Annotated in this window: 10 protein-coding genes and 1 pseudogene; 6 read left to right on the forward strand and 5 right to left on the reverse strand. The window is 37.9% G+C overall.

Going from position 1 to position 12346, the window contains the following annotated elements:
* Positions 1-496 precede the first annotated feature (496 nt).
* Positions 497-1222, reverse strand: coding sequence for a GntR family transcriptional regulator (locus N782_RS14270; protein WP_036821496.1), 726 nt, complete (start codon positions 1220-1222; stop codon positions 497-499).
* Between the two features lie 389 nt (positions 1223-1611).
* Between N782_RS14270 and nagE the strand changes: the two genes are divergently transcribed.
* Together nagE and N782_RS14280 are read left to right on the forward strand one after the other, a co-directional pair.
* Positions 1612-3519 (forward strand): N-acetylglucosamine-specific PTS transporter subunit IIBC, encoded by a 1908-nt coding sequence (gene nagE / locus N782_RS14275; protein ID WP_036821498.1) that lies wholly within the window; start codon positions 1612-1614, stop codon positions 3517-3519.
* A 140-nt stretch (positions 3520-3659) separates the two neighbouring features.
* Positions 3660-4420 (forward strand): annotated as a pseudogene (locus N782_RS14280) (DUF7916 family protein).
* A 174-nt stretch (positions 4421-4594) separates the two neighbouring features.
* Here N782_RS14280 and N782_RS14285 read toward each other — a convergent pair.
* Entirely contained in the window at positions 4595-5566 is a 972-nt protein-coding gene (locus N782_RS14285) for a S8 family peptidase (RefSeq protein ID WP_036821501.1), read from the reverse strand.
* Positions 5567-5699: 133 nt separating this feature from the next.
* On the opposite strand from N782_RS14285, the gene N782_RS14290 reads away from it, so the two are divergent.
* Positions 5700-6089 (forward strand): HIT domain-containing protein, encoded by a 390-nt coding sequence (locus N782_RS14290; RefSeq protein ID WP_084103105.1) that lies wholly within the window; start codon positions 5700-5702, stop codon positions 6087-6089.
* An 81-nt stretch (positions 6090-6170) separates the two neighbouring features.
* Positions 6171-6545 carry a VOC family protein gene (locus N782_RS14295; protein WP_036821506.1) on the forward strand — a complete coding sequence of 125 codons (375 nt, stop codon included), beginning with the start codon at positions 6171-6173 and terminating at the stop codon, positions 6543-6545.
* Between the two features lie 197 nt (positions 6546-6742).
* On the opposite strand, the gene N782_RS14300 is transcribed toward N782_RS14295, so the two are convergent.
* Positions 6743-7051 (reverse strand): hypothetical protein, encoded by a 309-nt coding sequence (locus tag N782_RS14300; protein ID WP_237582667.1) that lies wholly within the window; start codon positions 7049-7051, stop codon positions 6743-6745.
* 441 nt (positions 7052-7492) lie between these two features.
* Here N782_RS14300 and N782_RS14305 point away from each other — a divergent pair, with 441 nt between their 5' ends.
* Positions 7493-8008, forward strand: a complete 516-nt coding sequence (locus N782_RS14305) for a hypothetical protein (RefSeq protein ID WP_036821508.1) — start codon at positions 7493-7495, stop codon at positions 8006-8008.
* Between the two features lie 45 nt (positions 8009-8053).
* Here the strand turns inward: N782_RS14305 and N782_RS14310 are convergent, their stop codons facing one another.
* Positions 8054-9181 carry an NADH-dependent flavin oxidoreductase gene (locus N782_RS14310; protein ID WP_036821509.1) on the reverse strand — a complete coding sequence of 376 codons (1128 nt, stop codon included), beginning with the start codon at positions 9179-9181 and terminating at the stop codon, positions 8054-8056.
* A 1262-nt stretch (positions 9182-10443) separates the two neighbouring features.
* Between N782_RS14310 and N782_RS21590 the strand changes: the two genes are divergently transcribed.
* Positions 10444-10617 carry a hypothetical protein gene (locus tag N782_RS21590; protein WP_161783117.1) on the forward strand — a complete coding sequence of 58 codons (174 nt, stop codon included), beginning with the start codon at positions 10444-10446 and terminating at the stop codon, positions 10615-10617.
* A gap of 273 nt (positions 10618-10890) precedes the next feature.
* Here the strand turns inward: N782_RS21590 and N782_RS14320 are convergent, their stop codons facing one another.
* Complete coding sequence (locus N782_RS14320) at positions 10891-12219, reverse strand: CoA-disulfide reductase (RefSeq protein WP_036821511.1); 1329 nt, start codon at positions 12217-12219, stop codon at positions 10891-10893.
* Positions 12220-12346: the final 127 nt, after the last annotated feature.

Genomic DNA, 12346 nt, shown 5'->3' on the forward strand with positions numbered 1-12346 from the left:
AATAAAGACGCATTTATAGGTGGGATTTCCACAGTTAATAGACAGCTTCATACAGTACGCTATTTAGCCAAAATCACCTGAAATTAATGTGTTTTTTCAAAAATAAGATACCATATGTCCGTTAGCCTCTCCAGAAGAGGGTTTTTACAGTAAATAAGAGATTATATGTCCGTCAAAAAAGTTGTTCAACGTATTTTCGAGAGTCCGATCGTAACATTCAGCAGGGATGGGTGGGAAACGGGGAGACTCCCGCCGGAGAAAGAGGTAGGCAAGATCCCCTGAGGGCGTTTTCCCCGAAGGTAGCTTGCCAGCTCGCCGGCAGGACGCGAGCCGTTTTCCACCCATCCCTAACCCTCTTTGAGCATCGGACCCACTCTATATTCAAAAATTATCTCGAATCCAAGTCTTAAAGATTATGCCTCGTTTGTTGAATAGTTTATTTATTTATTCTCCTGTAATAAGAAGCCCCCAAACCTAATATAGGTTTGGGGGCTTCTTAGTTTCGTATCATATGGGTCATAAATTTATAGCGATCGGAGCGGTAACTTGATTCAACTACTTCTAAAGGTGTACCGTCTTGCAAGAAAGTTTGTCTTTTAATGAGAAGAATGGAAGAGTTTTCGGGTACTTCTAGCATCTTCATTTCAAACTCATTTGCTAGGGCTGATTCAATTTCATGTGTAGCAGATTCAATGACCAGGTGGAGAGTGTCTTCTAAATAATCGTATAGAGATCCTTTGATGTGTTCCTCTGTAAGGCCTTTAACAAGATTAGCTGGTATATAGGTGCGTTCATATGCCATTGGTTTTTCATCTGCAAGTCTTATCCTTTTAATTTCATAGATGGGAGTATGTTCCTCAATTTTTAGTTTTGCAGCGATTGAAGAAGGTGCTGGGATTATTTCGAAGCCAACCAATCGATTACCTGGTTTCATCCCACGAGCACGCATATCTTCCGAAAAGCTTGTTAAACCTTGTAAGTTTTTTTCAATCTTTTGCTTGGATACGAAGGTGCCACGACCTTTTTGTCTATATAAATACCCAGCATGAACAAGGTTGCTTATCGCTTGACGTACAGTCATACGGCTAATGTTATATTGCTCTGTATATTCACGTTCAGAAGGCAATGCATCGCCTGGTTGTAGTACTCCGTTAATGATTTGTGATTTTATAGCTTCTTCTATTTGATAGTAAATAGGGACAGGGGAGTTTTTATCAATCATAGGTGTTCCTCCTTTTACGTTACTTTGGCGACCATGATCATTCACTAATATAGAATACGACTAACATAGTGAAAACGATTCACATTTCTGTACACATCATATCTTAATACTTAGAAGATGTCTAGACAAGTAATAGATGTAATGGGTGAAGCTCAATATAGTCAAAAGGAAGAATTATAGTAGAATTTATATGCACATTTGTATAAATGTATAGACAACTTATCGTCGTACTGATATCCTCGAATTGTAAACGATTTATTGTATGTAGATGTAAAGCTACATAATGAATGAGGAATGGAGCATATTTTGTAAGGGCTTTAATGTTTCTATCTTAGAGCCTCTGTTCCTTGTTGTATTCACATTTCATTTACGAGAGGGGAAAAAGAGGTATGTTAAACTTTTTACAGCGTATCGGAAAAGCCTTAATGCTGCCTATTGCTTTGCTGCCAGCAGCAGGGTTATTGCTTAGGTTAGGGCAGGATGACTTCTTTGGTATTCCATTTATGGCTGCAGCAGGAGGAGCTATTTTTGATCAATTACCACTCCTTTTTGCAATTGGTGTAGCGATAGGGATGTCGAAGGATGGTCACGGTGCATCCGGACTTGCCGGAGCTATAGGGTACTTTGTACTGCAAAATGGCGCACAATCTATCAATGAAGACATCAATATATCCTTCCTAGGGGGGATATTAAGTGGTGTTATAGCTGGTTTACTCTACAACAAATACGGTGAAATAAAGCTTCCAGATTGGCTAGCATTTTTTGGAGGTAAACGGTTTGTTCCCATCGTAACAGCAGGTACGATGATTGTGCTTGCAGGTATATTTGGTGTCATATGGCCAACGATTCAAGATGGAATTAATGCTCTAGGTCAGTGGATTATTGATGCAGGTGCACTAGGAGTTGGGGTTTATGGTTTCTTAAATCGTCTCCTAATTCCAATTGGTCTTCACCACGTATTGAACAGCTTCGTATGGTTCGTGTTCGGTGATTATCAAGGAGCAACTGGTGACTTGAACCGCTTCTTCGAAGGTGATCCTGAAGCGGGTATCTTTATGGCTGGTTTCTTCCCGATTATGATGTTTGGACTTCCAGCTGCCGCGTTAGCGATGATTGTGACTGCAAAAGAAAATCGTCGAAAAGCTACAGCGGGTATGCTTGGTGGTATTGCACTAACGTCATTTATTACGGGGATTACAGAACCAATTGAGTTCTCTTTCATGTTCTTATCTCCATTGCTTTATGGTGTACACGCACTTCTAACAGGTTTATCCATGGTTATTGCATATGTATTTGATATTCTGCATGGCTTTACATTCTCAGCAGGTGCGATTGACTATGTGTTGAACTTTGGTTTAGCACAGAAACCTCTGTTATTACTACTCCAAGGATTAGTGTTTGGTGCCATTTATTTTGTGATCTTCTATTTCTTGATTATTAAACTAGATTTGCAAACACCAGGACGTGAAGAAGAAGATTTTGACACCGAAGAAGGAGAAGAGCCAGTTGCTGGCGGTCCTACTGGTGGAGACAAATATGAAAACATGGCTGCTCATTTCATGCAAGATCTAGGTGGGAAAGCAAATATAAAATCCATTGATTATTGTGCAACACGTTTACGTTTGGCAATTCATGATATTGACCAAGTTGCCGAAAATAAACTAAGAAAGCACGGAGCAAATGGTGTGATGAAGGTAAGTCGCACGAATATTCAAGTGGTAGTAGGTACGAATGTTGAATTTGTTGCAAATGCTATGCAAAAGCAATTAAATCAACAAGGAGAGCCTACGCCAACTGATGAAGTAGAAGGACAATCAACTTCTGAAACAAAAACATCTCTTACAGGTAGCGATTTTGTATTACCTATATCTGGTAAAGTCGTTCCTATCACGGAAGTACCAGATGATGCCTTTTCTCAAAAAATGATGGGTGATGGATTTGCCATTGAACCAGCTGAAAATTCCGTAGTTTCTCCAGTAGATGGGGAGGTTACAAAAGTATTCCCTTCTAAGCATGCTGTCGGTATTACAGCTACTAGTGGTCATGAAATCTTGATTCATGTTGGGCTGGATACAGTGAAAATAGAAGGAGAAGGTTTCAAAGATTTCGTGAAAGCTGGCGATAAAGTAACGAAAGGTCAGCGTTTGTTAGAAGTAGATTTCAAAGCTATTGAATCGAAAGTACCTTCCATCATAACGCCTATTGTCTTTACAAACTTAAGTGATGAAGAATCTCTTACAGTTCACAAGTATGGTAAACATGATCAAGGAACAGAAGGTATTTTGGAAGTGAAATAATGAGGAGAAGGCTATCCCTTGTAAATTTGGGGTAGCCTTTCTTTTTATCCGTCTCAGAGAGTTCGCTATAATAAAGAAATATTGTTTAAAATGCTTAGTCGTTAATAAGTTTAAGGAGTCTTAAACGAGGAGGATATACTATGAAACGTTTTCTAAATTGTAATGCATCAGATTTTCAACAAATGAATGGGAAGGAGCTGGTCGCAAGCGTTCGAGCTTCAGAGGGGAGGATTGTTTTATCAGAAGTCATCCCTTCCTTTCAGCCATTATATCGTGAGGTAACCAATATGGAGCTTGTAGCATCATTTGGAGCTGATTTGATATTACTAAATCTCGTGGACGTATTTAACCCTGTTATGGAAGGTATTGAAAATGAAGGTTCTATCGTGCAGCAAGTAAAAAAACTAACCGGTCGTCCAGTTGGAGTGAATCTAGGGAAATCGTGACAGCGGTTCGTGAATCAAAAAGAATCGTTGGGGACGAGCTTTTTATTATTGCTGGAAAGATGCATGGAGCCGGAGTTACCAATGAAAGTGGTAGTGACATTACAAGTGAATCTACCATTAAAGATTTAGTAGAAGGAGGAGCGGACGTAATATTAATGCCTTCCCCTGGAACCGTCCCTGGAGTTAGTGTTGAGGATGTAAGGAATTGGACGAGCTACATACATGAAGCAGGAGCGTTAGCTATGCTGACTATCGGCACAAGCCAAGAGGGAGCATCCAAAGATACAATTAGACAGATTGCTCTTCAAAATAAGATGGCAGGAGCAGACATCCATCATATTGGAGATGCTGGTTATAATGGGGTTGCAATACCCGAAAATATTATGGAGTACTCCATTGCAATAAGGGGAAAGCGACATACTTATGTGCGGATGGCGCGGTCCATTAATAGGTGAAACTGATAGACGAATATAAATATTAGAATATTCCTGATAATGATAGTTAAGCATTAACTCTATCATAAAAGCCCCATCACTAAACTATTTGGGGAAGAGAGAGTAAAATAATAAGAGGACGAAATCACTGTTGATTTCGTCCTCATTATTATTTAAAAGGCCAAGTATTAGAACTTATTCTTCTGAACTCTCTTCTAGCATAAAGGCTTCAAATTCATCATAAGGAATGTCACTAACCCCTAAAGTAATCAATCCATTTCCCTCTGTACGTTTACTGTATCCTAATGGTGAAGTATGTTTAATAAGCTGTGCATATAGCTCAGGTTCAGATAAGGTGCGGCCAAACTCGTGTTCATTTTGTTCTAATAATAAAGCAGCAGCCCCAGCCACGTGAGGTGTAGCCATAGAGGTTCCTGATAGGGTTGCGTATTGACCGTTTTTATAAGTGGATCGAATATTGACACCAGGAGCAACCATATCTAGTTCATCGTTCGTATTTGTAAAGTCCGCCATGTCTCCATTAAAGTCAACTGCACCAACTTGCACAACTTCCTTGTAATAGCCTGGATAGAGTTTTTCTGTGGTTCGTTCGTTACCATCTCCGGCATTACCTGCAGCACATACTACAAGAATATCATTCTCTACAGCGTTTTTAATGGTACGATGGAGCATTGCAGAATTCTGACTCCCTCCAAATGACATGGAAATCACACGTACTCGTTCACCTCTAGGTCCACGCCATTTATTAGCGTATTTCATCGCTTTGACAATGTTCTCATAAGAGGCATTCCCATTTTCATCAAACGTTTTGAGGATAAGTAATTTGGTTGATGGAGCTACTCCTGCCACACCATGATTGTTTAACGAGGCTGCAATAGTGCCAGCAACATGTGTTCCATGGCCGTTATTGTCAGATACATCTCGTGGATTGCCACCTGTGAAATTTCGTCCACCGATAATTGCTTCCCTTAAGTCTGGATGATTAACGTCACAACCAGAATCAATTACCGCCACAACAATTCCATTTCCGTACACATCTTGCTCCCACATAGATGGGGCTTCAATCATTTCAACACCTTGTGGAATTTCATTTGACTGCTCATGGATTTCATTAACTCGAAACGGTATTAACTGAAATGGCTTCATTTTTATCTCCCCTTTACGTACCAATTCGTTATCAGTACATGCAGGAAAAATAAAATTGTGCTTTTCTAGGCAGGAATTCTTTATATATTTATTGTAGTATGATGGTCAGAGTAAAAGAAGGGAAAGAATAAATATGGAGAATAACTGTGTATTTTGTATGTTACATAAGGATATCAATCAACAAATTATAATGGAAACAGAGAAATGTTATTTCATTCAAAAACCATCAGAACAAGAGGTACTTGAAGGAAGTGGTCTTATTATACCGAAGCGGCATCATGAGACTGTATTTGATTTAACAGCAGAGGAATGGATAGAAACAAGGGAGCTTCTATTACGTGCCAAAACTTACTTAGACCAAAAATATCATCCTAATGGATATAGTGTAGGGTGGAATGTGAATCAAGTGGGGGGACAATCTATTCCCCATGCCCACCTGCATGTGATTCCTAGATATGAAGATGAGCCCTATGCAGGGAGGGGGATTCGGTATTGGATGAAACAGCCAGAAAATAAAAGGTAATGAAATACCGTTTTTTGGAAGGTGGATGAATAGTTTTCTTGAATGAAGAAAGGAGAGTGAAAAAACGGAAGGAGATTTAATATGAAAAATCCTATTGAGAACAAGTTACACACGGTATTTGTTCATGTGTCCGATTTAAAAAAATCTGTTCAATGGTATAGCACCCTATTAGGTCAAACTGTAGATTTAGAAGAAGTTAATCCACCAGTCTATAATGTGCCAACTAATACGTACACTGGTCTCGTTTTGGATGCTGGTCCTAATGGAGGGAAGGAGGATGTTGGTCTTTCTCCACATCCAATTTGTAATCTACATGCCCCTGATATAGATGAAGCTTTTCAGTTTGCTTCAGAAAAAGGATTTGAAATTGATTCGGAAATAACACGGTTTAATGATATTGAGTTTTTCACAGTAAAAGACCCAGATGGTAACGTTATTATGTTATGTACGGGATAATTTACTTTCTGGAGTAACATTCTTTATATTCTGGCTGAATGTAAATGACATATAAGTGTTGTGTGGCAAAATTTTTATGGGATTATTGTAAAGGCCACCCAACAATTATGAATCATGAATGAATGTCATCAAATTATAAAAGTCAAAAAAGAAAGCCAAGCACTCAAAATTTTGTGTGCTTGGCTTTTATTCAGACTTTAATGGCCTGCGCCTTTTAATTCTTGAGATTCATCAACAATCGACAATATTGTTGGGGGGATACTTTTTGCATATTCGTATTCAATATTATATTTCTGTCCAACCTGAATTAAGTCATAAGTTGATTTGTGTTCCACAATTAATTCTTTATCCCCAGCCGTGATTTTATAATGAGACTGTCCACGTTCTTCAACAAGATGTTTATTCGAAACCTTAACGTGGTGTAATTGGTCGTGATGCACCAGTTTAGAATTAAAATAGAAATACAGAGCTACAACAAGAACGACGCTGATCAGGACGCTACTCATTATTTTTTTCAACAAATCACCTTCCATCAATACACATTCTCTTACATGCGTTTCCAAAGAAGATTATATGTAAGAAACGCCTTCTTAATGTTTACTATTGTATTATAAAAAGAAATCTCCGGCAAATAGTGAAGCTTTATTTTAGAAAAAGAAAAGTAAGTGAAACGAAGTACGTATGTATTCGTAGAATATATTATAGTTTCCATTTGTGGTATCTATTTGTAATTTTATAGGTGTTTAGATTTATTTTTGAAATACTTGAAAATAGTGTTTTATAAATAAAATTGTTAAAGGCCCCAACATATCTTTCATTTATATAGAACACTATACATATGTAAAACCCTTAAATTACTTTATGATATAGAGTGTGAAAATTCGAAAAAATATGTTATTTTCTTCCATGTAGACTATATTGATATTTTTTAGACAAAGGAAGATTTCATGAAGAAACTTATGATTTTATTTGCGCTACTTATTGTTACAAGTTGTCAGCAATCCGATCAGGTAAAGAAATTTGAAAGTCTCATTAACTCAAAATCTTCCATATCGGCTATTGATTTAAAAGTGCATGACTACACGTATGGTGCAGATGAGAAGCCTATTACAAAGGAAAAGGAAATAAGTAAGTTCGTGGGTTATTTTGACTCGAAAGAAATTAAAAAAATAAATTATGATACATATCGTAGTTTATTAGATGAAAAGCTTAAACCTCACAGACAAGATAAGAATTCTTATTCTGCTTTTATTGTGGAAGAATCGAACGGTGCCAGCACTATGGATTTTAATGGTATTCTAGTAGAACTCGCCAAAAATGGATTTTGTATTATTACAGTTCTGAATGACCAAGAATCTGAGGATTACTATAAATTGCAAAATAAAAAGCCTGCATTATTTCAGGAGGTGCAAAGCTTTTATAAGACGCATGTGAAAGTTCAAAAGAAGGAAGAGCTTTCCTAATTACGTTTTATAAAAAAAGCCCCTGTTCAACAGGGACTTGAGTGGTTATTGTTCATCTTCATCCAGTGGAAACCAATTAGGAACACTTAGTATTTTCGACCACATTGGTTCTGGAATAAGTAAATCCTCTTTTTGCTTTTTCTTCATAGTTAGTCGGAGCTCGTCCTCATGTTCTGATTGTACTTTTTCAACCCAATCAGGTTCCATCAATAGTTCGCGACCGATGGAGATAAGTGGTACTTCTGCAAGAGCTTTCTCAACCTCGTCAGGTGTGATTAACGTTCCCACTCCCATTACAGGTACTAGGCTTCCAACACGTTCTTGAATCATTTCAAGACGAGGCTTCGTATCTTGTTCATCTCGAATAGAGCCTTGCTTGAACTTAGATAATGAGATGTGAAGATAATCTAGGTTTTGTTTAGCTAATACATCCACAAGTTGAAGTGTGTCGTCTATCGTAATGCCAGGTTCCTCTTTTTCTTCTGGTGATAGACGATAACCGACAATAAACGATGTACTCGCATGGTTACGCACAGCTTGCTGAACAGATTCCACTACTGCTAGGGGAAAATTCATACGTTCTTCCACATTGCCACCCCATTGATCCGCACGACGGTTGGAGTGTGGGGAGAAAAATTGCTGAATTAAATACGTATTGGCCCCGTGTATTTCTACACCGTCAAAGCCCGCTTCAATTGCACGACGTGTAGCTTCGCCGAAATCTTTTATCGTTTGTTGAATTTCTTCTTCTGTCATCTCTCGCGGGGTTACTGCATTTGGTCGCAAAGATGCTACAGCACTAGCACTTACTACATCTTCATTAGGAATTAAATGTGGGGGGCACATTCTTCCACCGTGGAAGATTTGTAAAATAGCTTTAGCACCTTTTTCATGTATAGCGTCACTAAGACGTCGAAGTCCAGGTATAAGTTCATCGCGGTCTGCTCCAATTTCGCCGTCAAACCCTTTTCCAGCTTCGTTAACGTTCGCACAAGCTGTTATAACAGCACCAACACCTCCAGATCGGCGTTGGTAATATTCAATTTCCTTATCTGATACAGAACCATCATCATTTGATAAAAAGTTTGTCATAGGTGCCATAAGAACTCTGTTTTTCAACGTAACACCAGACGGTAGTGTATAGGAATCAAAAATAAATGAACGCTGACTCAATGTGGTCCCTCCTAAATGGATTGTATTCCGTCTCCTTTGTAAAGGAGAACAGACATAGTTTATCACTCTCTGTAGGTATCTGTCTTTTATAGGGTCTTACCTTTTACACATTGAGAGAGATTTCAAAAGTAAGAAGCGTTCATTGTTGACTTATTCCATTTGGGAAAGTTAAATATATCATTCATTCCCTATTTTGTTTTGAACAAGCTAACATTTTTATAATATAAATGACATTGTTAAAGTTTAGTGTTGATTTTGGATTCAACTAATCAAAAATAGCTTATTCCAGATAAGAAGCATAATCTGGAAGACTTGGATTCGAGATACTATATAGAATCAACGTTACTAGCTGGACGAAAAAGAGGGATATTTCCTTTGCTTTTGTGAGAATAAAGGTGGCCGTGGAACAACTCGCGTCCTGCCGGCGAGCTGGCAAGCCTCCTCGAGCCCAAAAGCGGGGCTCTGCGGGGTCTCGCCTACCTCTTTCTCCGGCGGGAGTCTCCTTGTTCCACGGCCACCTTTGCTTTTTGGGGAGGGACGGAAACATGGCCAGAAAAGGGAGCTTTAGGTTGTCACTCCTATTTTGGAAAAGTTGATCTGAATGTGGCGAGAGTCGCTCTCAAAGTCGATCCTATTTTCAGAAACTTGCTCCTAATATCGAAAACTCGCTCACAAAGGGCTTCATACACCCTAACCCTCATAAAGTATCGGACCTCACCCTTAATATATCTCGAATCCAAGTCTTCAACATAATGGTGCTTATATGAAATAACCATAAAACTATTTCATTATTATATCAACAACAAACTTTAACAAAGCCATATAAAAAAAGCCACCCTATGAGGGTAGCTTCTATGTAGATACTTCGTCTTCATCCTTGAAGCAAAGTATCTCTACTCGTCATCCTTGACGATATGGTTCTATTGTATCGGAGTTGTGAGAAGATTAAAATAAGACTTTGAGATGAAAGATTTAACTAAAAATACCTGAAATGGTAGGTATGGCACATGACATTTTATTGTTTCCTAATAATTCAAGAATGAAATTATAGCATAAAAAAGTTCTAATCGTTTATGTGAGATGGCATTTATGAAAAAAAGTTATATTAGTAAAATAAAAGATTGGTTATATATGGTGTACAAACTATTTTATAGTTGATATGATATAGATACAGTCTTACTTTGAATTGAAAGGCTTTGTAAGTAACTTCGGAATAGAGTAGCCTTTTTAAAAATCATAAGTAAGATGAAAGAAGGGAATCCATGCTATTTAGAGTAGTAGGAGTGTACTTGGACGACATAAGGGTAACCTTCGCAGATAAACAACAAGAATTTACTTTTTCTAAATTGAAGGATGCCCAGGATTTTTTAGAAGAGCTACGTAAACAAGAAGCTTTACCTGAGAATTACGAATTGAAAATTGAAAAAATCTCGTAATGGTAAACCAGTTTAGGTAACCTTGGATCTCCCGATTATAAAAACTGCTGTAAAATAAAAAAATCACCCTAAAACCTATATAATTAGGATTTCTTCGACTTCATTACAAGAAATGTTATCAGTCGAATCAACTAAATAAATAACAGGCACTGGAATCCCCTCCAGTGCCTTGAACTACCATTTCCACTTTATGAAGATGGTAGTTTTTTTATCGTTCTAAAAACGGGTTAAGTTTGTACTCATCTAAATTCAACTTAAAATGACATAATATTGCTAAGCTTTTCTAGCTGCTTGTTGAATGGGATCCCAGACACTGTTGTACGGTGGTGCGTAAGATAGGTCTAAATCCTGAAGGTCATCGATTTTCATTTGATGGTATAATGCAGTGGCTAACACATCAATACGCTTATCAACACCAGCTCCACCAATAATTTGTCCACCTAACAAAACTCTTGTCTCCTTGTTGAAAACAAGCTTGAGAGTCATTTTATCATCTTTAGAGTAATAGCCTGCAGCATGTGTGGATTTTATCGTAATCGTATCGTAAGGGAAATGAAGGGACTTAGCCTCTTTTTCAGATAGACCAGTACGACCAAGTGTCAGGGAGAAGAATTTTATTATTGAAGACCCTACGACACCTTTAAATGTTCTAGGTTGATCGACCATATTAACACCTGCAATTTGTCCCTGTTTATTAGCATGTGTTCCTAGTGGGATATAATCGTCTTTTTCCTTGATCCGATGATATTGTGTTGCGCAGTCTCCTGCAGCATAAATGTCTTTAATATTCGTTTCCATGTAATGATTTACAATTAGTGCGTCATTGTATGTTTTGTAAGCTCCTGTATCATTCATGAAGGTTGTGTTTGGTGCAACGCCAACAGCGACTAGAACAAGATCTGTATGATACTCCCCTTTATTTGTAATAACTTTCTCTACTTGAGTAGTTCCTTCAAAACCTTCAACAGACTCTCCGAAGGTAAGGGTCAAATTTTGATGATTGGCTTCGTCATGAATTAACTCTGCCATTTCTTCATCAAAAATCTTTGCTAATTGACTACCACGTTCAATAATCTGAACATTCTTGCCAATTTCAGCCATGCTTTCGGCCATTTCTAATCCAATATATCCTCCGCCAATAATGGTAATGTTCTCAATATTTTTACCCAAGTATGATTGGATGTCTTGAGCGTCTGGGATTGTTTTGAGTGTGAAAATACCATCTAGGTCTTTTCCATCCCAAGGGGGTAGAACCGGACTTGCTCCTGTTGCAACAAGCAAACGATCATAAGATTCCTGAAAGGGTTCATTTGTTGTTAAGTTTAGCCCATGAACCACTTTTTCTTCGCAATCGACACGTGTAACCTCATGAAGTATTCTTGTATCGATTCCATATTTGTTTTTAAACCTTTCCGGAGTACGAGCAATTAAATCATCTGTGGATTCGACTTGGTTCGTAAAAGTATAGGGAAGTCCACATTGCCCGTATGAATATATAGTTCCTTTTTCTAAAGTTGTAATCTCGTGTCCTGAACTATTTCGAACGATCTGCATAGCAGCGCTCATTCCTGCTGCATCACCGCCAATAATGACGAATTTCATAATTTTTCACCTCATTGGTTGATAAAGTAATGTATGTATATGTGCATCTTTTACAATAGAATTTCCCTTTCGACTACATACTAAACAAAATGATGGAAAGCATGTTCAAATTAAATGTCCAGTTAAA

Origin of the sequence: Pontibacillus yanchengensis Y32, assembly GCF_000770635.1 — a bacterium.
Lineage (GTDB): Bacteria > Bacillota > Bacilli > Bacillales > BH030062 > Pontibacillus > Pontibacillus yanchengensis.